This is a genomic window from Pseudobutyrivibrio ruminis (assembly GCF_015057245.1).
In the GTDB taxonomy this organism is placed as follows: domain Bacteria; phylum Bacillota; class Clostridia; order Lachnospirales; family Lachnospiraceae; genus Pseudobutyrivibrio; species Pseudobutyrivibrio ruminis_E.
This window is the reverse complement of sequence record NZ_SVET01000004.1, coordinates 176,612-203,048: the sequence shown is the minus strand read 5'-3', so window position 1 is coordinate 203,048 and position 26,437 is coordinate 176,612. Positions and strand designations below refer to the sequence as shown.

Below are 26,437 nucleotides of genomic sequence, written 5' to 3'. Positions count from 1 at the left end.
TTAAACCTCCGGTGTTTTTAAAATTGCCCCTCTATTTCCGCTAGTTACCTGCGCAGCATATCTTCTCAAATAACCTGTAGTAACCTTAGGCTCACGTGGCTGCCACTTAGCTTTACGAGCTGCAAGCTCCTCGTCGCTAACCTTTAAAGTCATAGTGTAGTTTGGTATATCGATGGCGATGATATCGCCTTCTTCTACAAGTGCAATTGGTCCGCCAACAGCTGCCTCTGGTGAAACATGTCCGATGGAAGCACCACGGCTGGCACCTGAAAAACGTCCATCTGTAATGAGAGCAACTGATGAGCCAAGTCCCATACCTGCAATAGCTGATGTAGGATTAAGCATTTCTCTCATACCAGGGCCACCCTTAGGTCCTTCGTAGCGAATGACTACAACATCTCCCTCTACGATTTTGCCACCCTTGATAGCTGCGATAGCATCTTCCTCTGAATCAAATACTCTGGCTGGTCCTTCATGCACAAGCATCTCTGGCACTACTGCACTTCGTTTTACAACTGAACCGTCTGGTGCAAGATTGCCCTTGAGGACTGCCAGACCACCAGTCTTTGTATATGGATTGTCTACAGGTCTGATAACCTCTGGATTTCTGTTTACCGCATTTGCGATATTCTCACCAACTGTCTTTCCTGTAACAGTCATGCAATCTGTATTGAGAAGTCCTATGTCTGCAAGCTCCTTCATGACTGCCCATACGCCACCAGCTTCGTTAAGGTCTTCCATGTATGTAGGACCTGCTGGTGCAAGGTGACAAAGGTTTGGAGTCTTTTCAGAAATAGGATTTGCAAACTCAATATCAAAATCAAATCCGATTTCATGAGCGATTGCTGGCAAATGAAGCATAGAGTTTGTAGAGCATCCAAGCGCCATATCGACTGTAAGGGCATTAAGGATTGCATCCTTTGTCATAATCTGACGAGCTGTAATGCCCTTGTTATACATATCCATAACAGCGTAACCAGCATGCTTTGCAAGACGAATTCTCTCTGAATATACTGCTGGGATTGTACCGTTTCCTCTAAGTCCCATTCCAAGTGCCTCAGTAAGGCAGTTCATGGAATTGGCTGTGTACATACCAGAGCAGCTTCCGCATGTTGGGCAAACATTCTCAACGAAGTTTTCAACCTCTTCCTCTGTCATGTTGCCAGCGGCATGTGCGCCAACTGCCTCAAACATAGAAGAAAGGGAACGCTTCTGACCACCCACATGTCCTGCAAGCATTGGACCACCTGATACAAATACAGTTGGTAAATCAAGACGAGCTGCTGCCATCAAAAGTCCAGGAACGTTTTTATCACAGTTTGGCACCATAACAAGTGCATCAAACTGATGAGCAAGTGCCATACACTCTGTTGAGTCGGCAATCAAATCACGAGTTACAAGGGAATATTTCATTCCTATATGTCCCATTGCGATACCATCGCATACTGCGATAGCAGGGAAAACAACTGGAACACCGCCTGCCTCAGCAACTCCGAGCTTTACGGCGTCCACAATCTTATCGATATTCATATGGCCTGGCACAATTTCATTATACGAAGATACGATACCAACCATTGGCTTTTTCATTTCTTCTGGAGTAAATCCCAATGCATTAAATAATGATCTGGCTGGCGCCTGCTGCATACCAGCTCTTGCGTTATCACTTCTCATATTTATAACTCCTTTACAATTAAATCACCCATCTCCACTGTGCCGACGCGAGTTACGGCGCTGCCGTCGCGAGGCATAATGTCGATTGTTCGGTAACCAGCCTTAAGCACCTTCTTTACGGCGGCTTCGATTGCATCTGCCTCTGCATCTAAGTCGAAGCTGTAGCGAAGCATCATTGCTGCCGAAAGGATTGTGGCTATCGGATTTGCGATACCCTGGCCTGCAATATCAGGTGCACTTCCGCCGGAAGGCTCGTACAATCCAAATTTTGTATCGTTAAGGGAAGCAGATGAAAGCATTCCAATTGAACCGGTAACCATGGATGCCTCATCCGAAAGAATATCCCCAAACATATTCTCTGTAAGGATTACATCAAACTGACCTGGGTCTTTCACAAGCTGCATTGCGCAATTATCTACAAGCATATGCTCGTATGAAACCTCAGGATAATCTGCTGCAACCTCTTCTACTATCTTTCTCCATAATCTGGAGCTATCAAGTACATTAGCCTTATCAACTGATGTAACTTTCTTTCTACGCTTCATTGCTATATCAAATCCACGCTTTGCAATTCTGCGAATTTCATTTTCCGAATAAGTAAGAGAATCTCTGGCAACAAGCTGACCGTTTTCTTCCTTTGTTTCGCGCTTGCCAAAGTAAAGACCACCTGTAAGCTCACGCATAATCATCATGTCAAAACCATCGCCGATGATATCGTCTCTAAGTGGGCATGCCTCTTTCAATTCATCATATAAATATGCTGGTCTAAGATTTGCAAAAAGATTAAGACTTTTACGAAGCTTTAAAAGGCCGGCCTCTGGACGTTTGTCGGCAGGTAGCTTGTACCAAGGACTGGTAGATGTGTTGCCACCTATTGAACCCATTAACACTGCATCACTTGCAAGAGCTTTTTCTACTGCCTCATCTGTAAGTGGCTCTCCTGTTGCATCGATTGAGCAGCCTCCCATGAGGATTTCAGTGTAGTTAAATGTGTGTCCATATTTAGCACCGATAGCATCAAGAACCTTTATTGCCTCGGTTACTATCTCTGGACCAATTCCGTCTCCCCTAATAACGCCAATGTTACATTTCATAGCTTTCTCCTAATTACCATTCTAATTAATAGTTACATTTTAGTACACTAAAGTGTGAAATTCAATTAAATTAAACCTCATTTTGATATCTTTGACAAAATAGCCCAAATACTTCTAAAATACATATGAAGTGTTTAGTAAACTTTACCACTTTAAAGCACGACATTCTACTATAAAATTCTTTTAGGAGATTTTTATGAGTTCAAAAGATAAAATTCTAGCCTTGCTAGAGGCCAATAAATCAACATTTCTTTCAGGAGAAGCTATGGCTTCATCCCTTGGTATTTCAAGAAATGCCATATGGAAAGCCATCAATGACCTTAGAAAAAATGGATATGAAATAGAAGCTGTAAGCAACAAGGGATATCGCCTTGCCGGTCAAAATGATATTTTATCAGCGGCCGGCATTAGCTCATACCTTAAGGAAGTTGTAGCTGACATTTACAAAGGAAATGACAGTCTGATCCACATCTACGACTCCATTCCATCCACCAATCGAAAGGCTAAGGAACTTGCCATCACCGATTTAAAATATGGCACACTTGTCATTGCAAACGAACAAAGCGAGGGACGAGGTCGAGCAGACCACAGCTTTTATTCCCCAAAAGGCGGCTTGTACATGAGTGTAGTAATGACTCCAGATCATTTGCCAAGTACTGATTCAGATGAAATCACCGCTTTCATTGGAAATGCTGTTTGCGACGCTATCTCATCTCTCACCGATACAAAACCTACACTTAAGCCAATCAATGATCTTTTTGTAGGGGATAAAAAAATCTGCGGAATTCTGACTGAGGCTGGAACAGAATTTGAAACAGGCCTTCTCCAGTGGATTGTTATTGGAATAGGCATCAATTTTAATTCCGATATCAACGCCTTCCCAGAGGACATCAAAAACAAAGCTACTAGCCTATTCTCTGATAGCAACATTACCATCACAAGAAATCAGCTAGTAGCCGAAATATTAAATCGAATACTTAAATAACATTTACTGTGCAACTTCTATCATGAAAGTTGCACTTTCTTTATCTGAACCATCAGTAAGTGTTAGTACGTCATCTACTAATGTTATATACTTTCCTGGCTGTGCCACACTCTCCAGACTTACTCCATTTTTATCTGCAAGTCCTTCAACTGTTTTGAAAGTCTGATTAGCTGCTGAACCCTCTGATGCTTTAGTATCCTGACATAGTGTTACAGTTCCATCAGAATTTGCTGTAATGTAAAGACCTGGCTTATTTTCAGATTCGATTGAAACATATGATTCATTGGTAAAATCTGCTTTTCCACTTCTAATCACCCAATCAAAATCCTTAGAGTCTCCTTCTACAAGATTAATTCCAATGGCAACATCCTTGTATGGATAATCGCTATCTGCTGAAGAGCAAACAAATGGATTATGAGCAATCAAAACTCCATCCATAGTAGAAATGGTTGATGTTTTACCTGAAATACCTGCTGCGCTTTCCTCAAACAAATCTATACTTCCATCGTCATTAAACTGAAGCTCCACAACACAGGCAGTTCTTCTGAAGCCGCTTCCTGCTGGAAGTGAACCATTGTGATAAACAAAGTAAGTCTTGCCCTTAAAGTCAAATACCGCCATGTGATTTGTGTTAGAAGTAGCAGTAGGATTCATAATTTTCTTAGTCTCGCTCCACTCACCGCTTAGCAAATCATCAGTGGTTGCGTAGGCCATGCACTCTCTCCACTGATGTGCAAAGAACAGATAGTAATCGCCATAGTAGTTGCCATTTTCATCAGATCTTCGATAAATCCAAGGTGCTTCTGTGTAGCTCTCCAAGCCATCAGTGCGAATTACCACATCATCCTCTCCTGCTACCTTGCCGCTAGTAATCTTTCCATCACCATTTACATCCGTCACAGAAGTCATATCCTCGTTAAGCTCGCACACAAAAAACATGCCATTTCCCCATGCAAGATAGCGATGCTCTACACCATCCTCATCTGTCTCAATCCAAGCTGTTGGGTCGATATCATTGAAGGTGCTAGTGTTTGGCTTTGTAACAGTGCTCTTCACAAGTGGCGCACCTATATCAACAAAGGTACCAGTTGGCGAATCTGAAACTGCAACGCCAATACACTGCTTTCCTGTCTTGTCCCAGCTGCAATAGTATAGGTAATATTTGTCTTTTCCATCTGCAGGGTCTGTATGCTTCATTACCTGAGATGCCCAGGCAGAAGTGTCATTGCTAGTCCAGCTAACATCTTCCATGGACATTACAACTCCTTCGCTGGTCCAATTCACCATATCTGTGGATGAATAGCACAGGTACTCCGGAATATTGTAAATAGATTTTCCGACTTCTTCATCTGTAGAAGCATCATGGCCTGTGTAAAGATACACAGTATCCCCATCAACAAGCACCGAAGGGTCACCGCCGTATACATAATCCTCATTAGAAGATACTAAAGGATTGCCCCCATCCTCTTTCTCAAGCACAATTTCCTTGGGTGAGCCACAGGCTACCAAACCCACAGCTGTCGCTGCAATTAGTACTGCAGCCATCGCTTTTTTCTTCATGTAATTATCCCCCTAGTTATTTTCGTTTAGTTTTCGTTAAACTATTTTATAATTATGTATAACATTAATGTAAACCACTTTCAATAGGAATAGATGTGAAATATTCAACAAAAAAAGGACTCCGCAATTAGCGAAGTCCCTGAAAATCTGAGATTATTTATTTGAACGTCTCCAGATGTGCATCTTCTCAGCCTCAGCAATAAGCTCATCTCTGAAATCAGGATGTGCGATGCCGATAATCTTTTCTGCACGCTCCCAGGCTGAAAGTCCCTTCAAGCAAACCTTGCCATACTCTGTAACAAGATAGTGTGTGTTTGCACGAGTATCTGTAACAATTGAGCCTTCAGCAAGTGTAGGACGAATACGGCTCTTTACTGTACCATCCTTTGTTGTAAATGTAGATGAAAGACATACAAAGCTCTTTCCACCATTTGAAAGATAAGCACCAAGTACAAAATCAAGCTGTCCGCCCGCACCTGAAATGTGCTTTGTTCCAGCTGACTCAGCATTGATCTGACCAAATAAATCTACATCAACAGCATTGTTGATAGAGATGAAGTTATCAAGTGCTGAAATCTGGCGAATATCATTTGTATAATCAACAGGAGCACTCATAAGCTCTGGATTCTCATCCATGTAATCGTACATCTTCTTTGTACCTGCACCGAATGCATAAGTCTGACGGAATCTATCAATATTCTTCTTTGAACCGTTAATCTTTCCAGCCTTTGCAATATCAACAAATGCATCAACATACATTTCAGTATGAACACCCAAGTCTTTCAAGTCTGAATCAGCAATCATGGCACCTACTGTATTTGGCATACCGCCAATGCCAAGCTGTAAGCATGCACCGTTTGGAATTTCCTCAACGATAAGCTTAGCAACAGCCTTATCTACATCTGTAGGAGCAGCGCCGCCACCCATTTCAAGGATAGCTGGATTATCTCCCTCTACGATAGCGTCTACCTTTGAAATATGAACTCCCTCTTCAAATCCACCAAGGCAACGTGGCATGTTCTTGTTAACCTCTACGATGATGTGCTTTGACTTTTCAACTGCAGCCATAAGATGTGATGCATTAGGACCAAAATTGAAATAGCCATGGTTATCCATTGTAGTAGTCTGAATCATAAGAACATCATTTGGCTCAATATGCTCTCTGTAGTATCTAGGAAGCTCAGAGTATCTGATTGGTGCATAGTAAGAGCAACCTCTTGCAATAAGCTTTCTCTCGATACCACCCATATGCCATGAGTTCCAGCAGAAATGTTCTCCTGCATCCTCGCGCTCAAAAATTGCAGGCAACTTCATCAGAATACCACCACGTACCTTTACATCTCTAAGCTCATCAGTACGTGCAGCAAGAGCTTTATCCAAAGCATCTGGTGTGCCAGTACACCAGCCATAATCAACCCAATCCCCACTTTTTACTACCTTTACAGCCTCAGCTGCTGTAGTCAGCTTCTTCTTATACTCAGCCTGAAAATCCATAATAACCTCCGCTCGTTAAATTTTTATCAATTAAGGTCATTTTACCACTATCATCCTACACAATCAATCTAATTTTTGTGATATAATTGAGTTAAGAATTTCATCAGGAGGTAACACTATGGCAAAACAAGAAATTGAAGTTGCTGGTGCTAAAAGGCAGATAAAGATTACCCCTTTTGAGCATCACACAAAATATCATGAGACAGATCAGCAGGGAATCATCCATACATCTAATTATCTGAATTGGATTGAGGATGCCAGAATGAATCTAATGGAGCAGATGGGACTTTCTTTTAAGCAGATGCTTGATATGGAAATCACCTCCCCTGTAATCTCTCATTCTATTGAATATAGAAGTCAGGTAAAGTTTGATGAAACAATCGTTGTAGATACTAAGTTGGTTTCCTACGATGGCCATGAAATGGAAGTGGCTTATCGTATTTACGATAAGGCTACTGGAGAAGACCGTGCCGTAGCAAAGACTAGACACTGCTTTATGAATAAATCAGGAATCCCTATTTCCATGAAGAGGGCTTATCCTGAACTAGATACAAAGTTCTTTGAATTCAAATAACAGATAATGAAAAACCTTCCTGCAAATGCAGGAAGGTTTATTTTTTACATTCCCTTAGAACCAATTTCCATTAAAAGATTGATAAGCTCAATGTCTGATTCCTGAACTCTAAGGTTTGTTTCGATTTTTTCACCAGCTGGATCAGTGATTGCAATTTCAATAACTGAACCTGGTGTCATTGCTTTGTTTTTAGCTGCTCCGAAAAATGGAAGAAGCTTTGGATGATTTGCATTGAAAGTGGCTGCTGCACTTCTAACTCTAAATAAATCTGCTGGATTAAATGCCATGGTACTCTCCTTATATCATGTATTTTCTGAGAAGCTTTTTTAGCTCCTCTTCTTTGATTGGTTTTTCGATGTAGTCGCTGAAGCCAAAGCTTTCGTATTCTTCTCTAGCGCCTACAACTGCATTTGCTGTCTGCATGATAAGAGGTGTATCCTTGTTTGGATTGTTCTCTATGGTATCCATGATTTCCTTTAGCTGGAGGCCATCCATGCCAGGCATCAAATGATCAATGAATATAATATCATATTTTGTTCTTTTTATCTTCTCTATTGCTTCTGCTCCACTGATTGCTGTATCCACAGTGACATCAGTATCGTTCAAAAGCATGGTGAATACCCTAAGATTTATAGCCACATCATCAACTACAAGTATTGCGCCAATCACATCAAATACTTCATGTCTGTCAGCCACACGTCTGTCGCCATTAGGTCCCATAGAGAATGTGCCACATGGTTCCACTGAGCATATCTCCTGTGGGATTACAACTGTAAATGACGTGCCCTTACCTAATTCTGATTCTACAGCTATCTGTCCATGCATCAAATCTACAAGCTGCTTAGTAATTGTAAGACCAAGACCGGTTCCCTCAATTTTGCTTTGCGCAAACTCTCCTACTCGCTTGAATGAATCAAACAAATATGGAATGCTCTCTTCTGCCACACCAATTCCCGTGTCACTTACCGTAATTATCAAAAGCAGTTTCCCTTCTGATATCTTTCCTTGCACAGAAAGTGTTATTCTTCCCTCCGGTGTATATTTTACTGCATTAGTAAGAAGATTTGTTACGACCTGTATGATATGCTCCTTGTCGCCCTTTAGCTTTTCTGGAAGCACATCGCTCATATCCACTTCAAAGGATAATCTGCTTGCCTTTGCTCTAGGCCGAACAAGCGCGTAGCATTCGCGGACCATATCCATTAATTCGTACTCTTCTTCTTCTATCACAATCTTGCCTGCATTAACCTTTGCAAGATCTAGAACCTCATTTACAATGCCAAGAAGATAGTTGCCAGCGCTGTTTACATCACGGGCGTAATCCAAAATATTGTCTTCTCTGCTTTCCCTAAGAATCATTTTATTCATTCCAAGGATTGCGTTGATAGGTGTTCGCATTTCATGGCTCATTCTTGTTAAGAATGCCGTGCTGGCATCCTGAGCCTTAACTGCTGCATACATGTCTCTTTCCATAGTTCGCACATCTGTCAGAGCACGAATATACGACATGACGATCAAAAACAGTAAACCGGATAAAAGTATTCCTCTATCCACAGTAGTTGGTCTACTGTTATAGGAAAGAATCTGTGCAAATCCAGCTATCAATGCGCCGGCTACGCCAACCAATTCTGTCCAATTGTTTTTTAAACGACCTTGGATAAAATCTATCACCATGGAGATAATGAATATCAACATCGAAAGAACTATTGCAACGAAAGCGTATATCAACACATTTATTAAATCAGTGTTATTAAAGAACTGCAGCATTATTGCTATGTAACCACAGAAAACATCCAGCACAGAAACAATCAAATAGAAAATGCGATAACGTCCCTCCTGAAGCCTGTCAAAATAAAATGCCATGGCAAATGGAAGCATCATAAGACTTAGGTATGTCATATAGGATAAAAGTGAAAAGTTCGGCGCTATGAACTGTCTTATGTTAGACTCGGCAAGTGACCACATTCCCGCGCACATAACTACCCAGCCTGCGTAGAACAAAGGCATGGTTCGTCCGTAGGTAGCCCGTACCACAAGTCCTATTACAAAAGCAATAAAGCCAAGTATTAATAGCATCAAAGTCAATATCAGAGCATACTTCTCTTGAGTAAAAAGATTCTTAGTAATACCAAGCTGAGTTCCTATGCAAATATCGCCAATAACTCCCGAATAGTTATTGTCACCTATAAAAACTATTTGCAAGTTTTGACCATTATCCTCTGGATAAACAGGAATAAACATTAATGCACCTGGACTGTTGTCACCAAATAATCGTGAATCCTTGGTTGAATAGCTGTATCTCAATTCACCATTCACGAAGGCGTTAATATCCTGCTTTGCAGAATCAAAGCTGACAAACAAAGGCTCATCTACATTGATTTCTTTTTCAATTACAAACTCATGTGAAGATTCAGGTTGATATTGTCCTGGAATTTCTATGGCTTCTTTGGTGCCATCAGAGTAGATTCTATACCATCCCTCATTATAGCTTTCAAGCTCAAATGAGGTGTAGGTTCGCTCCTCTTTTAAAGCATTTTCGCCCCAAACCAAAAGGCCAATGATAAATAAATATATTAGTACTCCGGCTACGAGCACAATTTCATAGATAAATAGACTAGTCCTTTTCATAATTCAATCCCCGTAATTCTTTCAAACACTACAGTAATTGTAATATTTAATTTCTTTCAAAACAACAAATTACGAAAAACGTCACAGAATTTTAAATATTAGTACTATTATTAAATGATATACTAAAGTTGATGTATTTGTGGGTCTTGCATAGGAGGTTACTATGGCCAGTTCAGAACAAATTGCAAAAGAGTATTATGACAAGGGTATGTATTTGGTTCATTCCAACAACTTGGAGCCAGGCATCGACAATCTAAATATGGCTGCAAGCATCTATGAAGAATTACAAGATTATAAGCAATACATTCTTACTCTCAGAGGTCTTGCTATTGCTTATGGAATTATGGGCTATGATAGTAAGATGCTTCATAAGTGTCTAAACGCTCTTGATATTATTGATAAGCATCATATACTTGGTGCAAAGCACTTTTTCTATACAACTATTTGTAATCGTTACATGATACTAGGCGATTACGATAGTGCTGTTAACTATGGAAAAATGGCTCTTCAGGATTTGGAAGACCACGGGGATGATTTTCCAAATGAGCCTCATTCATATTTAGTAGCATGTCTCAACCTTGCCTACTGCTATTTGCATATTCACAGATATGCTGAGGCTGAAACCTTTTTAAAACGTGGTTCTGAGATTGCCTCCAAAAATGACATGCATCATCATGACCTTAGCCTGTCAGTATTGGAAGCAAACCTTCATCATCGCATGGGAGATAATCAATACGTCTATGACCATATCGATGAATTAGTAACCTTTATAAAAAATTCGAAAATCACTATTCAAGACTATATTGAGGACCTAAAGCTTCTTATAGAAACTTTCTGTGGAATGAATGAATTTGACCGTGCTGAAGCAGTTGCACTTAGCTTAGATTCCTCTGCCACTATCGCCAATAACATACACATGAAGCTGGAGGCATCAAAGCTTTACATGATTGTTTATAAAAACAGTGGCAACACTGAAAAATATCATGATGCATGTGTGCGCTTTGCAGAAGATACAATTGAAGTAGAAAATACAGAAGCCACACAACATCTACTTGAGATGGACACAGCCATCGCTTTGTCTATTGCAGATACTCCAATAGAACTTTTATAATTTCTTATTATGAAGAAAAAAATTGGAATAACATTTATTATCGTATTTGCAATAGCTATATTAATTAAGGCAGAATTGGACTTTAATCCTACTGTAAGAGTGTTAGCTTCAGTTATTAATTTTTCAGAATCAACACTCAACAGTCCAGATTACTTGGCCTACAATATCGACCTGAAGGATTTATTCAGAAATTACACAAATTCCGACATTCGCTATTCAGGTAATGCCTACATCAAAAAAGTAAAGGGTTTTCCTTATTCAATTAGCGGTAGCATAAAGGGTGAGCGCTCATATGAGCAAAAGAAATTTTCCTGCAACTCTAATCTTAATGTATTAGTTTTAAACGTAGGTGAATTGGATATCTATGCCCAGGATGATACCGTTTATCTTGTTGCACCTCTTTTAGGAGACATCTCCTACGGATTTGATACCGGAGAAGATTTATTCCTTAAAGCTCCAAATCTAAACAACGATATTTCCCGTGAATGGTTCCACAACAATAAACGAAATATCTGGAACTTTGTTCACAGCATTGAAATAGAAAAAACCGGTGAGGTGTACACTGATGAAGATGGTACAGAAGCCTCTGAGTTCAAAATCATTATTCCTGCCGGTGAGGGTGATTTCATTTGGGATTTGCTTGGAATGAAAACTCCTGACCATGATATAACATGTTCTCTTTATTTAGATAAGTGGAATCACACTAGGAAAATCGTGTTTGATTTATCTTATAAGAACGATGGTGAGTATCTTGCTATCTATGGTAAGAACCTTAGCACCATGGAGTTTTATGCTCCTCTTCCAGATGATGAGCTTGCTGTTGTCACCATCAAACGAGACGGAAGCACTACATACACAAACTCATTTACAGATAATCTCACATACTATGCATCAAACGGAGATGTATATACCATCGATTGTGGAGTTTTATTAAACTTTATTGATTCTGGTATGAAAACAGAAGTTACCAATATCGAGGTCGCAAAAAATGAGGAAGTATTAGGAGAAGGATACATGAAAGGCACTCTCCAAACTGTAGAAAATATGGGAGATGTCTTTGATAATGCTGGCGCTGATTTATCCAATGTTGAAGTAATCGACTGGGATACAATAAAAAATGACACCGCCTCTTTCGTAGACGATGTCATTTCTAAAGCTCGTGAAAATGTGGATCTATTTAATCTTTTTAATTAGCTTCTTCTTGGAAAGATCCAAGAATCTTGTATAGCAAACTGTAAAGCTGTGAACATTCTTCTTGTGATAAACTTACACATTTGCCCATCTTAGCAGGTATTTGACATGCCTGCTTTTTTAATTCCAATCCTTCGTCAGTAAGTGTAATGATAAGATTTCTTTCATCATCCTTTGAACGGCTTCTCTTAACATAACCCTTCTGCTCAAGCTTCTTGAGAACTGGAGTAAGTGTGCCAGAATCAAGGAACAATTTGTCTCCAAGAGCCTTAACTGTAATCTCCTTTTCTTCCCAAACTACCATCATTGTAATGTACTGTGTGTATGTAAGATCGATTGGATCAAGATATGGCTTATATCTCTTTACAATCTCCTTCGAACAAGCATACAGCGGAAAACAAAGCTGATTTGAAATTTTCAAGCAATCAAATTTATCACTCATTTAATACTCACCTCTTATTAATTATAAGTTCTTAGACACAAAATCAGAAAGTGCTTCCTTTGGAACGAAACCAACGTTCATGTCTACCTTTTCGCCATCCTTTAAGACAACGATTGCAGGAATATTCATAATACCATATTCTCTTGCTAAATCTGGATTTTCATCAGTATCGACACTGTAGAAGTTAGCCTTACCAGAAAGCTCTTCAGAAACCTCCTCCAAAACTGGAGCAAGCATCTTACATGGACCACACCATGTAGCATTGAAGTCTAAAACAGAAACACCTGACTTGTCCATTGACTTAAATTCATCCTGATTAATTTTCTTTACCATAGTATATCTCCTTTCGTTCTAAATCAATAACTAATTTTGCGCTTTTTTTAATTCATTTAAATATGAAACAGCTGAAAGTGCTGCTACATTTCCTTCACCAGCGGCCTTAATGTACTGATATGGTGTACCAGTAATATCGCCACATGCAAATAAACCTTTGATGTTTGTATTCATCTGACGGTCTACTTCAACGTGATTTCCATCCATCTTTAATCCTGGGACAAGCTGTGATGGAGCAATCTGCTGTCTTAAAATAAAGATTCCATCTGCTGAGAATGTATCGCCGTCTGTTGTAAGAACAGCTGCACCATCTTTCATCTCGATTGTGCCTGGCTTTACATCGCAAGTTACTTTAATATTACCACTTAGATTTCCATTATACTCGTATTGTGGCAAATAATAAACTGTGTCAGCTCTTTCTGCTAAGAATTCAGCCTCTGGCTCATCCTCTTCGCTGTATGCAAGGATGATCGCTGTCTTTCCTTTATATAAAGCTGCATCACATGTTGCACAGTAGCTTACGCCTCTTCCAAGATTTTCCATCTCACCAGGGAATGGCTTCATTGTAGTCATACCAGCTGCAATGATTACTGAGCTTGCTTCGTAATCACCATTGTGGCACTGAATTGCAAAATACTGACCCATTGAATATACGGCATTTACTTTATCTTCTGTGATTTCAATGCCCATTCCTGTTGCATGATCAAGAAATGCCTTTGCCATATCTGCACCAGCTACATCAGGTAAACCTAAATAATTCTGAATAGTGTGTGCCTTTGAAACCTTATCAGAAGAACCTTTACCACCAATAAGAAGTACTGATTTATTTCTAACCTTTGCTGTAATAGCAGCCTCTAATCCAGCAGGGCCTGTACCTATAACTGCAATATCATATCTTTCCATGTTTTAAAACCTCCGTAGCTCTTTTAAAACTATAATAGTTGCGTGCAATCTTTTAAGTTAATTAAATTGTACTCAATTGAATTGCATTTGTCAACTCATTTTTTTTAAAATAATACCCTAGACATTTTATTGTCTAGGGCAATTAAAATACATAGTTTACTGGAACATCTTTGATACAAGATTTTCCTGGCTTTCCATCTGGTTCTTCAAAGCCATATTCTGAGCAGCTCCAACCACTCCACTTGACTTCATTTTAGTAACTGACTTGTAAAAATCAGCATCTTCTTTCTGAGCCTGTGCACTTGTAAGGTTCTCAGCTGTATTGTTATTTACATTATATGCAGCTGATAAGCCATTGGTCTCGGCACCTATCTGGCTACGCATATCACTAATTGACGAATATGCTTTATCCAAAGCATCAGTGCTGATATTATTTCCATTTCCAGAAACATCAAAGTTTTCTAAATCAGCAATTGCAGCTTTTGCATCTGCTTCCTGGATTGTAGTGCTTGATGTACCAGTGTAGATATTAATATCTCCTGTTGAACCATCAAGTAGATTCTTTTCATTGTACTGCGCCTGATTAATAGTCTGATTGATTGTAGCTACAGACTGTTCATTTGCCTCCTGAAGAATAGCTCTATCGCTTTCTGAATAAAGACCGTTCATTGCACGAACTGTATTCTGCTCAATATCTCCAAGAGTATCAGTAATATTAGAAAGAGCTCCGTCTGCAATATTTGCAGCATCTATTCCATAAGAAATGTTACTGCTGCCTGTTGTAAGAGACTTAGCCTCCTTCATGATTTGCTGTGAAATGGATAATGCAACTGCATCATCTGCCGCTGTATTTACTTTTTTGCCTGTAGAAAGTTCCTTCGAAGCCTTCTTCTGCTGCTCCTCAGTTTCCTTTCTTTTATTAATTGTGTTCTGATACTGTGCTGTGTTTACATTAGATTGAATCTTCATAATAACTCACCTCAATCTTAAAACGTTACATAATTACATATAATTCCAATTTGTAACCGTATTATAACACCGCGCTTTCATAAAGTCATGTGAATTTTATGTGATGATTCTGTACTACTGTTCCTCTGGGTCATGGACAGTGCCATAAAGCTGAAGGTTGGTAGTTTGTCTCTCTATCTCAGCATTGTATCTTTCAATTACCTTATCCCAGTATGCATTAAGATCACTCTCATCTCGTCTGTCTGGAATGCCGTACTCGGTGGTAAGCATATTTCCAACATAATCAGAAAGCTTTTCTGCTCCTGCCAAATTTAGATGAAGACCTCCATCATATGTATCCTGGCTCCAATCAAGACCCAGCTCGTCCTGAAGCTCAAGGAAGTTGATATAGTCCAGATTGTTAGCTGAAGCATAGTCCTTAATCTGCTGATCCCACTCATCGTACCAATAAGGATAAAGTGTAGGAGCCTTCACAAGAACAAGCTTAACATCATTATCCTTGCAAAGCTTTGTAAGCTTATCAAGATAATAGTAGGAATTGTCGCCAAACTGATAATCAGCAAGAGGTCTTCCCTCTGGCACATCCTCTGCAGCCTTTACATCCACTCGCATGTAGTATCCGTTGAAGGAAACCTTATCTCTGTGGAACATATATTTAAAATCTTCTGCTGATAAATCACTCCATCTAGAGTGATATCTAAGAATAGGGAAAACATAGTCAATAAAGTTTTCCTCATCTGTCATTGAGGCCTTAATGGAATTAACTTTGCTTGATGACCATTTCATGCCATCCAAAGTCATTCTGTTGTATGCCTCATTCTGTGGCTCGTTATATTTCATAGAAAGCACGTTGAAAACAATCACATCTGGATGTTCCATCTTAACTGTCTCCTCAGCAAGATAATATGACTGCCATATTAGCTGCTGGGCGCTTCCTCTTATATATGAATTGATACCATAGTTTTCCCAAAGGTAAACTGGAGAAATATTTTCGTATAATTCACAATCGCCTATAAATACAACATTGTGATCTGTAGGATCATCGTAGTATTCCTGAATCATTGCTCCTTCCAAAATGCCTGACATATATTTAGGCTCAAGCAACTTGGAGGTAAGAAAGATGCCGGTGAGAGCAATGACTAAAGATAATATAATCGCTATAAACTTTTTCATCATACCCTCCGACTAAAACTGATTGTAAATAAATTGGCTAGCTGAATAGCCGATGCCATATGCACCAAATACTAAAGTAGCCATAAAAAGTCCATACCAAATAATGAAACGAAATGGTGCAGCCAGACCATAAATCTTTTCACGCACACATCCACTTCTTCCAATAAGACTGACTGTTACAAGGATAAGCATTCCCACAAACACTACAAGATAATCAAATCCTGTAAGCCCCATGCCAATGAACGCCTGGGCATTTAGCTGGCTAAGGCTTGACTTGCTGAAAATGCTTCCGAACATTTTAAATGTAAGTGGCACATCTCTGTAGCAATCAAACATACGAAGGCTGGACATAATAAGAACTGTTCTGATTACCTGGAATAGTCTCCAGCCAAATGTACCCTGCACATGCACCTTTGAGTGGAACCAGCGATAAAATGGCTCAAGTTCCTGTGAAATCATGATAACTACAAAGTTGCCAAGTCCCCATACAATAAAGTTCCAGCTTGCTCCATGCCAAATACCGGTTGTAAACCAAACGATAAAGCTTGAAAGATAAACTGGCACTCTTTTACCAAGGTTGTTTCCAAGGCGAGCTCTACTCTTTTTTGAAAGCTTCATCATAAACTGGCTGGCACTGATTGGATAGAAAATGTAATCGGTAAACCATGTACCCATGGTGATATGCCATCTATTCCAGTATTCCTTGATATTCTTTGAAAAGTATGGGCGAATAAAGTTTTCTGTAACCTTGATTCCCATAGTCTCTGCCACACCAATGGTAATATCAATTCCACCTGTGAAATCTGCATAAAGCTCAAGTGCATAAAACATTGCGCCAGCAAATGCATAGAAACCGTTGTAGGTATCTGTGTCTGCAATGATTGCCTGAACAGCCACAAGTATTCTATCTGCGATAACAAGCTTTTTGAAAAAGCCCCATAGAATACGCTCTAATCCAAAGCTTACTGTCTTCCAATTAAAGCTGTGCTCCTCATAAAGAGTCTGGCTCAAATCATGGTATCTGCTAATAGGTCCCTGAACTAACTGTGGGAAAAATGATACGAATAAAGCAAACTTGAAAAGGTTGTCCTGTGCTTCATGCTTGCCATTGTAAACATCAATGAGATAGCCCATAGACTGGAATGTGTAGAAAGAAATTCCCATTGGAATGATTAAATCTACAAAAGAAATCCCGTCTGCTCTACCAAATGCTGCCAACAATGAATTGATATTGGCAATGGTAAAGTTGGTATATTTTGTAACTGCAAGAATACCTAAATTAAATAGAAGGCATGCCAAAAAGATTTTCTTTTCAGCACTATGCTCCTTTGCCTTTAGTGCCTTACGTTCTTCCTTTTCATATTCCTTTTTATGCTCCTTAAACCATCCATCAAAGGCCACCTTTTTATCTGAAATAACCTTTGCACCATAAAAGGTAGAAACAGTTGTGATAGCAATAAAAATTAAATATCTAGGATCTGCTATAAAATAAAAAATGTAGCTGGCAATAAGTAAAAATGGCCACTGCATCTTTTTAGGAATCAGATAATACAGCACAAATACTGCCAGCAAAAATCCTATAAATCCATATGAAGTAAAAAGCATTCTTTAGTCCTCGTCGTCTAGCTTTTCCTTAATCAAAGCATAGATTGCTTCTGCGGAATTGAAGTTTTCTGGTGTAAGCTCTGCAGCTCCGATAGTAACATCAAATGTCTCGTTGATCTCTGAAATCAAAGAAACAATATCAAATGAATCAAGGATACCTCCGTCAACTAAATCTGTGGCTGTCTCAAAATCAACCTCAGGATGTAAATCCTCCAAAATCTCTAATAACTCTTCCATCTTTTTCGTACTCCTTTCTCGTGCATGCCTAGACTGTGTGGCTGCAAATATAAATTATTTCTATGAGCTGGTAGATAACAAGCTCTGAGATTTCTCAAGCGAAACATGCGTTGAGCGGAGAAATACTCAGGCTTGTAGGCGTAACCAGCGGACTAGGCTTTTTGATACATTTTGGTTAAGCTTACACGGTCTATTTTACCATTGGCGGTGAATGGCATGTTTTCTAAGCGATTCACTTTGTTTGGTAGCATGTAACGTGGAAGCTTGGTCTTCAGGGCTTTGATAAGGTCACCTTCTGTGATGTCTCCCACATAGTAAAGCACTATTTTGCCTTGTTCCTTGGCGTAGATGCAGCCCGAAAGCTTTATCTCTGGCACAAGGTTTACATTTGCTTCGATTTCCCCAAGCTCGATACGATGTCCCATGTGCTTGATTTGGAAATCTTTTCTTGAATGGAACACAAGCTCACCGTATTCGTTGATGTGACCTATGTCACCAGTTCTATATATGATTTCTGGGTACGCTGTGTTCAATGGGTTCTGAACATAAGCCTCAGAAGTCTTCTCTGGATTGTTGTAATATCCAAGGGTTACTGATGTTCCTCTGATGCAGATTTCACCCTGCTCTCCATCAGCAGCCAGTGTATTGTCTTCCTTTAAAAGCATGATTTCTGTGTTTTTAAATGGGAAGCCTACAGGAATAACCTCATCGTCAGCAAACTCCCTTTCCACTGGATAGTAGCAGCACATTCCGGTCCCCTCTGTTGGTCCGTAGAGATTGAAGAACTTTGCTTCTGGCACTGCTGCTCTCCACAATCTAAATTGTTTGATTGGGAAAACCTCGCTACCGAAAGCGATTGTTTTCAATGTGTGTGGTACGACAGTATCAAAGGTCTTGAAAGCACTAATCATTGTAAGGGCTGATACAACCCAGCAAACTGTATTGATGTTATGCTCATTAATGTATTCCACAAGCTTGATTGGGAACATGAAGTATGAATGTGGAATCAGATAAGTGGTTGCCCCAAACTTCAGCGTTGGATAAAGCTCCTTGAGACAGGCATCAAAATAAAGTGGTGTCTGGTTTCCAAAAACTGTATCCTCATTAAATCCAAGAGTCTCTGAAAGCTGCTCGATATAATCGATTACTGAACGGTGGCAAGCACATACACCCTTTGGAACTCCTGTGGAGCCTGATGTAAATACGATATAGATTGGATCTGTATCGATGGCCTTCTTTCTAACTAAAGCAAGCTTATCCACATCTGGCTTGGTATTTACCATATCTTTGAACAATAAAACCTTAGCTTTATACTCAAAACCTTCTGCAATATCCACTGTGGAATCATCGCAGATGATAACCCTTGGCTTGCAGTTTTCAAGAATAAGCTGAATACGTGTAGCAGGCATTTCGCTATCGATTGGTACGTAGTAGCATCCTGCATTGATTACTCCAAAGAAAGTAGCAATTGTATTTGGGCTCTTCTTCATAAATACAATTACTGGCTCTCTGCTGCATCCCATCTCAAGGAGGTTTGTTCCTACAGAATCCATGATGTTTTTAACATCGGAAAATGTAAGCTGAACCTCATCATCGGCATAAGCCACCTTTTCTGGGACTCTCACTAGACTCTCGTCTATGTAGTCTAAAACATTGTTTTGCATCTTACTTTCCTTCTTTTATTAGTTCTTTGTATTCTGGTCTAAGCTTTGCGCACTTCATTACGCAATCCCTTGCCAAAACATCTATTATGTCAAGAACACCTTCTATATGATTATCTCTTTTTGCTATAGAAAGCTCTGTACATCCTAAAATAACTACTTCTGCACCGGAAGCTAAAAGCTGATTTTTAACCAGCTCAAACTCCTTCATGGAAACAGGCTTGCCTGCCTTTACCTCATCATAAATGATGCTCATTACAAGCTTTTGATATTCCCCATCCGGGTAAACACACTGAATGCCATAATCCATAAATACGGAGTCAAAAAGCCTGGTTGAAACTGTTCCATCGGTGGCCATAATGCCAACCTTTTTTATACCATGCTCTGATAAATAATCTGCTGCTTCTCTAATTCCATTGGAAACTGGCACATCCACACTCTTTGCTATCTGCTGATGGAAATAGTGTGCAGTGATACATGGAATTGCTATGTAATCAACGTCCTGCAACTCCAGGCGATTTGCCAAATCTATAATCTTTGGCAGTGGACTTTCCTTTGTATTGTCCAAAATGTAGCCTGTGCGGTCTGGAATAGATGGCGAATTATAAATCACCATTTCAATATTATCCTGGTCGGTGGCTGCATCTGTCATCTCTATAATGCGGCGCATAAAATATGCTGTAGCCATAGGTCCTAGGCCACCTATTATCCCTAACTTTTTCATTCTCCCTTATTGCTCCTGACTGTCGTTAAAATATGTGTAAATTTCTCTATCGTAGTTGTGGGAATGATAATGAGCATCTGAGTATGTCATTAATTCCTCGTCTGTCAGATAGAAGCCTTTGAAGCTTTTGTCCAATCGTGGTGTAGTGTCAAAATGGCGCCAGCCTTCACCACAATCAATTACATTCCAATAATGATGTCTTGTGGCGGTTGGAATGATTTCGATATCCTCATTTGGAATGCCTGCCCTTGTAAGCAAAGCCTTGCTAACTGCGAAATAATTGTAGCAGTCGCCATGCCTGTTTTTAAGGCCATCGTAGGCCCCCTTTAACCAATCTCCGCTATCATCACTTTCGCTGTAACCGATATTACCCTGCACCCACACATAAATAGCATGAGCCTTGTCATAAGCAGACATATCATCAGTGATTATCTCTGCAAGAACCTCATCTGCTAAAGCGAATACTTCTTCCTCTGTGTATTCCTGCTGAATGACGGTGACTGTGCCTTCCTTTAAATCCATGTTGCCCATGGAATCTGTGGCGGTATAAACTACGGTGTACTCACCAGGGGTATCCAAATCAACCTTGCTGCTGTCCACCTGAACCTCAATATCGGTGTCCACATTGTCAGTAACAACCACGTCCGTTTTGAAGCTTACAGATGTACCTGCGTAGACAGTTTTATCAAGCTGGCCCTCAATAACTGGCGGCTCGATATCGTATTCCTGAACGAGATTTAGAACTGTATCTGCTTCTGTCTTGTTGCCTGAGCCATCCTCAGCAACAATAGTGATAGGAATCTGACCATAATTATCAAAGCTTATGGCCTCACCAAAATATACTGAAACATCCCCAGATAAATCACTTACAGATTCAACAAAATCCTGGGCTGCTGGAATTTCTTCCTTTGTGCGAGTCAACTGCTTTACAGTAAGCTCTGGAGCAACAGTATCCTGCACTTCCAAAGTGCACTGATAGGTATATTTACCAGATACAATCCCTACATCATAGGTACCAGGGAAATCAGTGGTGATAACTGTGTCACTTGTAAACTCCGCTGTCTGATCCGGATTCTTCAGAAAATCTGCTGCAGAAACTTCCCCACCAAGCTCTACAACACAGCTGGAATATACCCTGTTTGAGTAATCATAATAAAAATAGGCTCCCACACCTAAGCAGACTGCAATAACAGCTGCTAATGGTATGAAAAGCCTATATATCTTTCTAGTTTTTTTCTTATTATTTTTTGACGATTTTGTCATTCCCATGATACATATTCTCCCGAGCGTTTACACTCAAGGATAATTTTAGCAATCATGGATATTATAGTCAAATTTAGCTAGATTTTTACTTGATTAAGGTATTAAGGATACCTCTAAACAACTGAGCGCCAGTGTTGCCACCAAGTGTCTGGCCAAACTTACCTCCGATTTGCTTGCCGACCTTTTTGCCAAGCTCACGTCCTACAGTGCCTGCCACAGTTGTACCTACTGATTTTGCTGCGCGCTTCTTGCGATTGGCTTCCTTTTCCTTCTCACGCTCTGCTGCTTTTGCTGCTGCAGCCTCCTCTTTTGCCTTGGCTTTTGCAGCTTCTTCCTCTTCTTTTGCAAGAGCTTCTGCCTGTTCCTTTTCTACACCCATACGAAGAAGTAGTTCGTAGGCTGACTCAGCATCTACACCATTTGCATATTTAGAATAGAGCATACTAGACTTTATGGCCTTATCTCTAGAAGCATCATCAATTCCACCCATCTGGGACTGAGGTGGCAAAATAGCAACCTTTTCTACAATTGATGGAGTGCCATCCTCCTGCAAAAATGAAACAACTGCCTCTCCTGTTCCAAGGGCTTCGATTACATCTGCTGTCTTGAATGCAGGATTTTCTCTGAAGGAATCTGCCGCTGCCTTTACAGCCTTTTGCTCTGCTGGAGTGTATGCGTGAAGCGCATGCTGCACCTTATTGCCCAGCTGAGCCAATACTCCATCTGGAATATCACGTGGATTCTGTGTTACGAAAAATACTCCTACTCCCTTTGAACGAATAAGCTTTACCACCTGCTCAATCTTATCAAGCAGTGGCTTCGGTGTATCGTTGAATAAAAGATGAGCTTCATCAAAGAAGAATACCATCTTTGGCTTGTCCAAATCACCTACCTCTGGCATGGTTTCAAAGAGTTCTGAAAGAAGCCAAAGAAGGAATGTAGAATATAATCTGCCATCGTTTACAAGGCTTTGACTATCCAAAATATGTATCATGCCTCTGCCCTGCTCCCCCAGTGTAAGGAAATCTCTGATATCAAGAGCAGGCTCACCAAAGAACTTATCTCCTCCGGCCATTTCAAGAGAAACTACAGCTCTCTGAATAACACCGATGCTTTGCTTATTAAGAGTTCCATAGTCAGCTTCAAATTCCTTGTTATTATCAGCCACATAGTTAAGCATGGACTTTAAATCTTTTGTATCTATTAAGGCAAGATTGCTTTCATCTGCAATTTTAAACACGATGGAAAGTATGCTACTTTGATTATCAGTTAAGCCAAGAATTCTAGAAAGTAAAAGTGGGCCCATTTCCGTAATTGTAGTACGTGCCTGAATACCATTTTTGCCGTAGATATCCCAAAGAGTAACAGGATATCCATGGTACTCAAAGCCGGCCTTATCAAGTCCAAACCTTTTAATGCGCTCCTGCATATCTGCACTATCCTGGCCTGGATTAATCATTCCTGCAATGTCCCCTTTTACATCTGCAAGAAAGACAGGCACTCCCATGTCGGAAAATGATTCTGCCAAAACCTTCAGCGTAATGGTCTTTCCTGTACCTGTGGCACCAGCGATAAGCCCATGTCTATTTGACATCTGTGGTAATAAATATACCGGTTCTGACTTTTCCGTATTTGCAACCCAAATCTTACCTTCTCTAATCATAATCGCCCTCCCAATATTTATTTAAACCTCTTCAACATAACTTACAAAATCAAGATTGTTAAGATCATCTATAAGCTTTAAGTGTGAATGTCTCTTCTTGAAGTCCAAATCAATCATAAGTGCTGTATCAGTACCAGATAAGGTCTTATCCTTTGTCTTGTTCATGCTAGTGATTTGATAGCCCATTTCCATGAAGCTTTTACGAAGCTTCTTAATACCGTTTGTCTCTTCTACTTCGATGTACAAGCTTACATAACGGCTGTTTTCCTCAACACGTGTGCTAAGGTGCATGAGCAGCAGATTTGCAATAAGCACAAGACCAAAACATACAAACCCCACTGATAAATATCCTGCACCAAAGGCCATGCCCATACATGAAGCAACCCAAAGTGTTGCTGCTGTTGTAAGACCTTTTATTTGATTTCTACCTGTAACAAGAATAGTTCCTGCACCAAGGAAGCCAATTCCACTTACAACACCTGCTGGAATACGGCTTACATCGGCATTAAGCTCTGGAATGAGTGCCAGATAGATATTTAAAACTGTAGCAACTGCTGAACCTAAGCTAACAAGTGCAAAGGTACGAATACCTGCACTGTGTCTTCTAACTACACGCTCCCAGCCAATAAGACTGCCACAAGCTGTTGCTATCACCAATCTAATTGCTACTGCCAAATCATCCATGCCCTGCAAGTAATCTATTATCGTATTTACCATATATAACACCTCAATTATTTAGTCTGTATTATGCTAATTCTTTTTGCAGTGAGCCAAATAGCATGGCAAACCAACAAAAATCATTCCGCCTAAGATATTTCCGATTGTAACTGGAATTTGATTTGCAAAAAATCCAGCCACAGAAAGATTAGCAAGCTGATCTGCGGTGATACCGTATGCCTCTGCTGCCTTTGCAACGTATGTATCATTGGTAGCGGCAAGCATGCCCATTGGAATATAAAACATATTTGCCACACAGTGCTCAAATCCACCTACCACAAATGCCATGATAGGAAAGAAAATAGCCCAAACCTTACCAGAAATATCCTTTGATGCTGCTCCCATTAAGATGGCGGCACAAACCAGAATATTACAAAGTATTCCCGATGCAATACCTTTTATAGGAGTGATTGTAGCTTTGCCAAGAGCAACCTTTATTGAGTATGCACCTAGCAAACCTGCTGAATAGTCAAGATTTCCTGAGAAATAAGTGAGAGCCACTATGATTAAGGCTCCTACTAAATTAGATAACCAAATGATACAAAGATCTCTGACCACCTTTCCCCAAGAAAATCTGTGGTCCATTGCCCCCATTGATGTAAGACAGTTGCCTGTGAAAAGCTCTCCACCAATAAATGTGATAAGCATAAGTCCTACTGGGAAAATAGCTCCCGCCACAAAACGAGAAAGCCCCACATTTGTTACTGCATGAGCAGCTGTTGAACTGGTGGCAGCTCCAAGAGCAATAAATGCTCCTGCCATAATTCCAAGCAATATCATCTTTGGAAGTGGAAGGCTAATCTTCTTCTCCCCTCCACAAATATTTGCCTCTATCACCTCTTCTGGTGAATTGAAAACTTTGTCCATATGACCTCCCCTTCTAAAACTTTACTCTGCCTCGATTCTTTCCACTATAAAATCTGTGCATCGATTAAGTTTTAAATTGTCACTTCCACATTTTAAGCAAACATCCTTGAATTCGTGTCTGGTAAACTCTGCTCCACAGTCCTTGCATACAACCTTCGATTCCTTAACTGTGGCATCCACCTTTACTCCATCAAGAGGTGTTCCCTCACTCATGACCTGCAGATATTCCTCAATAATCTCAGGTACATAATCACACTGATCCCCAATCAGTAAATGAATACTATTTACTTTTGAAAGATTGTTTTTTTCGGCCTGTTTATTGACTAATTCAAAAACATATTGTGTCACTGCTAGTTCGTGCATTTCAACCTCTCATGTAAAAACCTTACTTTTCTTATTATTTTATTTCATATTGATGTTATAAACAAATATTTTTTGACAATAAAAAAGGCAGCAGAAATCTGCTGCCAAAATATTATTGAAGCTTCATATCCCCTTCTTTTACCCATCCAAGCTTCATTGCAATCTTGTTGAAGACTGGGCAAAGAACTGCTGGAAGGATAAAGCAAATAAGAATTAGACCAATCCAGTCAAATGCTGTGATTGCAGCTTTTGAGCCAGCTGCCACATCATTTACCCATCCTGTGTACACACCAATCTGACCTACAAGTCCACATGTACCCATACCAGATGAAACGGCAGGACCGTTCATTTCAAGCTTGAAAAGACATGTTGCAAGTGGTCCTGTGATAGCAGAGCACAAAATAGGTGCAATCCAAATACGAGGGTTCTTGATAATATTTCCCATTTGGAGCATTGATGTACCAATGCCCTGAGAAATAAGACCGCCCCACTTGTTTTCCTTAAAGCTCATGAATGCAAAACCTACCATCTGAGCACAGCATCCTGCTACTGCTGCACCACCTGCAAGTCCTGTAAGTGAAAGTGCTGCACAAATTGCTGCAGATGAAATAGGAAGTGTAAGTGCAATACCTACGATTACTGATACAAGGATTCCCATAATAAATGGCTGCTTTGTTGTTGCCCACATAATAAGTGTTCCTACTGAGCTGGCAGCCTTTCCAAGTGCTGGAGCCCACCATGCTGAAAGGGCAATACCTACACCGATTGTTACAAGAGGTGTAACCAATATGTCGATTTTTGTTTCCTTTGAAACTGCTTTACCAATTTCTGCTGAGATGATTGCTACAAATAAAACTGCAAGTGGACCACCTGCTCCACCAAGAGCATTTGAAGCAAAACCTACAGTGATAAGTGAAAACAGTACAAGAGGAGGTGCCTGGAGAGCATATCCAATTGCAACTGCCATGGCAGGGCCACTCATTGCTGTGGCAAGACCACCAACTGTGTATTCCACACCGGCAACGGTAGCTACCGGCACAGTTAAAAATCCAATTCCAAACTGTGTACCACTGGTATTGATGATTGTTCCAATAAGAAGTGAACAGAACAATCCTTGAGCCATTGCCCCAAGAGCATCTACAAGATATCTTTTAACAGAAATCTCGATGTTTTTTCTTTTCAAAAATTCTCTCATTTATCAATTCTCCT

The 26,437-nt window shown here is 40.1% G+C and carries 25 protein-coding genes; 4 read left to right on the top strand and 21 right to left on the bottom strand.

From position 1 onward, the window contains the following. A complete protein-coding gene (ilvD, locus tag E7274_RS05620; protein WP_304174416.1) occupies positions 1–1,671 on the bottom strand; it encodes a dihydroxy-acid dehydratase in 1,671 nt (556 codons plus the stop codon). A 2-nt stretch (positions 1,672–1,673) separates the two neighbouring features. Further along, entirely contained in the window at positions 1,674–2,765 is a 1,092-nt protein-coding gene (leuB, locus tag E7274_RS05615; RefSeq protein WP_304174414.1) for a 3-isopropylmalate dehydrogenase, read from the bottom strand. Between the two features lie 196 nt (positions 2,766–2,961). Here leuB and E7274_RS05610 point away from each other — a divergent pair, with 196 nt between their 5' ends. Then, positions 2,962–3,750, top strand: coding sequence for a biotin--[acetyl-CoA-carboxylase] ligase (locus E7274_RS05610; protein WP_304174412.1), 789 nt, complete (start codon positions 2,962–2,964; stop codon positions 3,748–3,750). A gap of 3 nt (positions 3,751–3,753) precedes the next feature. On the opposite strand, the gene E7274_RS05605 is transcribed toward E7274_RS05610, so the two are convergent. Both E7274_RS05605 and E7274_RS05600 read right to left on the bottom strand, forming a co-directional pair. Beyond that, entirely contained in the window at positions 3,754–5,310 is a 1,557-nt protein-coding gene (locus E7274_RS05605) for a family 43 glycosylhydrolase (RefSeq protein ID WP_304174410.1), read from the bottom strand. A gap of 153 nt (positions 5,311–5,463) precedes the next feature. Then, positions 5,464–6,804, bottom strand: coding sequence for a butyryl-CoA:acetate CoA-transferase (locus E7274_RS05600; RefSeq protein WP_304174408.1), 1,341 nt, complete (start codon positions 6,802–6,804; stop codon positions 5,464–5,466). Between the two features lie 118 nt (positions 6,805–6,922). On the opposite strand from E7274_RS05600, the gene E7274_RS05595 reads away from it, so the two are divergent. Beyond that, a complete protein-coding gene (locus tag E7274_RS05595) occupies positions 6,923–7,378 on the top strand; it encodes an acyl-CoA thioesterase (RefSeq protein ID WP_304174406.1) in 456 nt (151 codons plus the stop codon). Between the two features lie 44 nt (positions 7,379–7,422). Here the strand turns inward: E7274_RS05595 and E7274_RS05590 are convergent, their stop codons facing one another. Together E7274_RS05590 and E7274_RS05585 are read right to left on the bottom strand one after the other, a co-directional pair. After that, a complete protein-coding gene (locus tag E7274_RS05590) occupies positions 7,423–7,665 on the bottom strand; it encodes a hypothetical protein (RefSeq protein WP_044933673.1) in 243 nt (80 codons plus the stop codon). A 10-nt stretch (positions 7,666–7,675) separates the two neighbouring features. Next, positions 7,676–10,006: a hybrid sensor histidine kinase/response regulator gene (locus E7274_RS05585; protein ID WP_304174404.1), complete on the bottom strand. Its 2,331-nt coding sequence runs from the start codon at positions 10,004–10,006 to the stop codon at positions 7,676–7,678. A gap of 163 nt (positions 10,007–10,169) precedes the next feature. Between E7274_RS05585 and E7274_RS05580 the strand changes: the two genes are divergently transcribed. Beyond that, complete coding sequence (locus E7274_RS05580; protein WP_304174402.1) at positions 10,170–11,117, top strand: tetratricopeptide repeat protein; 948 nt, start codon at positions 10,170–10,172, stop codon at positions 11,115–11,117. 9 nt (positions 11,118–11,126) lie between these two features. Beyond that, entirely contained in the window at positions 11,127–12,311 is a 1,185-nt protein-coding gene (locus E7274_RS05575; RefSeq protein ID WP_304174400.1) for a hypothetical protein, read from the top strand. Here E7274_RS05575 and E7274_RS05570 read toward each other — a convergent pair. The 15 genes from E7274_RS05570 to E7274_RS05500 form a co-directional block, all read right to left on the bottom strand. After that, positions 12,304–12,750 (bottom strand): MarR family winged helix-turn-helix transcriptional regulator, encoded by a 447-nt coding sequence (locus tag E7274_RS05570; protein WP_304174398.1) that lies wholly within the window; start codon positions 12,748–12,750, stop codon positions 12,304–12,306. The genes E7274_RS05575 and E7274_RS05570 overlap by 8 nt on opposite strands. A 21-nt stretch (positions 12,751–12,771) precedes the next feature. Beyond that, positions 12,772–13,083 carry a thioredoxin gene (gene trxA, locus E7274_RS05565; protein ID WP_074788814.1) on the bottom strand — a complete coding sequence of 104 codons (312 nt, stop codon included), beginning with the start codon at positions 13,081–13,083 and terminating at the stop codon, positions 12,772–12,774. A gap of 30 nt (positions 13,084–13,113) precedes the next feature. Then, complete coding sequence (locus tag E7274_RS05560; RefSeq protein ID WP_044933668.1) at positions 13,114–13,986, bottom strand: NAD(P)/FAD-dependent oxidoreductase; 873 nt, start codon at positions 13,984–13,986, stop codon at positions 13,114–13,116. Positions 13,987–14,142: 156 nt separating this feature from the next. Further along, positions 14,143–14,955: a flagellin gene (locus E7274_RS05555; RefSeq protein WP_304174397.1), complete on the bottom strand. Its 813-nt coding sequence runs from the start codon at positions 14,953–14,955 to the stop codon at positions 14,143–14,145. A 114-nt stretch (positions 14,956–15,069) separates the two neighbouring features. Next, positions 15,070–16,128: an SGNH/GDSL hydrolase family protein gene (locus E7274_RS05550; protein ID WP_304174395.1), complete on the bottom strand. Its 1,059-nt coding sequence runs from the start codon at positions 16,126–16,128 to the stop codon at positions 15,070–15,072. Between the two features lie 12 nt (positions 16,129–16,140). Further along, positions 16,141–17,733 carry an MBOAT family O-acyltransferase gene (locus tag E7274_RS05545; RefSeq protein ID WP_304174394.1) on the bottom strand — a complete coding sequence of 531 codons (1,593 nt, stop codon included), beginning with the start codon at positions 17,731–17,733 and terminating at the stop codon, positions 16,141–16,143. 3 nt (positions 17,734–17,736) lie between these two features. Next, positions 17,737–17,970: a phosphopantetheine-binding protein gene (locus tag E7274_RS05540; RefSeq protein ID WP_304174393.1), complete on the bottom strand. Its 234-nt coding sequence runs from the start codon at positions 17,968–17,970 to the stop codon at positions 17,737–17,739. A gap of 152 nt (positions 17,971–18,122) precedes the next feature. Continuing rightward, a complete protein-coding gene (locus E7274_RS05535) occupies positions 18,123–19,634 on the bottom strand; it encodes an amino acid adenylation domain-containing protein (protein ID WP_304174392.1) in 1,512 nt (503 codons plus the stop codon). 1 nt (position 19,635) lies between these two features. Beyond that, the gene (locus tag E7274_RS05530) at positions 19,636–20,355 is read right to left on the bottom strand and encodes an aspartate/glutamate racemase family protein (RefSeq protein ID WP_304174391.1); all 720 of its coding nucleotides are present in this window, start codon (positions 20,353–20,355) and stop codon (positions 19,636–19,638) included. Positions 20,356–20,361: 6 nt separating this feature from the next. Further along, entirely contained in the window at positions 20,362–21,624 is a 1,263-nt protein-coding gene (locus E7274_RS05525) for a transglutaminase domain-containing protein (protein ID WP_304174390.1), read from the bottom strand. A gap of 79 nt (positions 21,625–21,703) precedes the next feature. After that, complete coding sequence (locus E7274_RS05520; RefSeq protein WP_304174389.1) at positions 21,704–23,281, bottom strand: helicase HerA-like domain-containing protein; 1,578 nt, start codon at positions 23,279–23,281, stop codon at positions 21,704–21,706. Positions 23,282–23,302: 21 nt separating this feature from the next. Beyond that, positions 23,303–23,998, bottom strand: coding sequence for an MgtC/SapB family protein (locus E7274_RS05515; RefSeq protein ID WP_074788804.1), 696 nt, complete (start codon positions 23,996–23,998; stop codon positions 23,303–23,305). 33 nt (positions 23,999–24,031) lie between these two features. Then, on the bottom strand, positions 24,032–24,865 hold the full coding sequence (locus E7274_RS05510) for a formate/nitrite transporter family protein (RefSeq protein ID WP_304174388.1): 834 nt from the start codon (positions 24,863–24,865) through the stop codon (positions 24,032–24,034). Between the two features lie 21 nt (positions 24,866–24,886). Beyond that, positions 24,887–25,228, bottom strand: coding sequence for a hydrogenase maturation nickel metallochaperone HypA/HybF (locus tag E7274_RS05505; protein WP_304174387.1), 342 nt, complete (start codon positions 25,226–25,228; stop codon positions 24,887–24,889). Between the two features lie 112 nt (positions 25,229–25,340). After that, positions 25,341–26,423: a PTS transporter subunit IIC gene (locus tag E7274_RS05500; protein WP_304174386.1), complete on the bottom strand. Its 1,083-nt coding sequence runs from the start codon at positions 26,421–26,423 to the stop codon at positions 25,341–25,343. Positions 26,424–26,437: the final 14 nt, after the last annotated feature.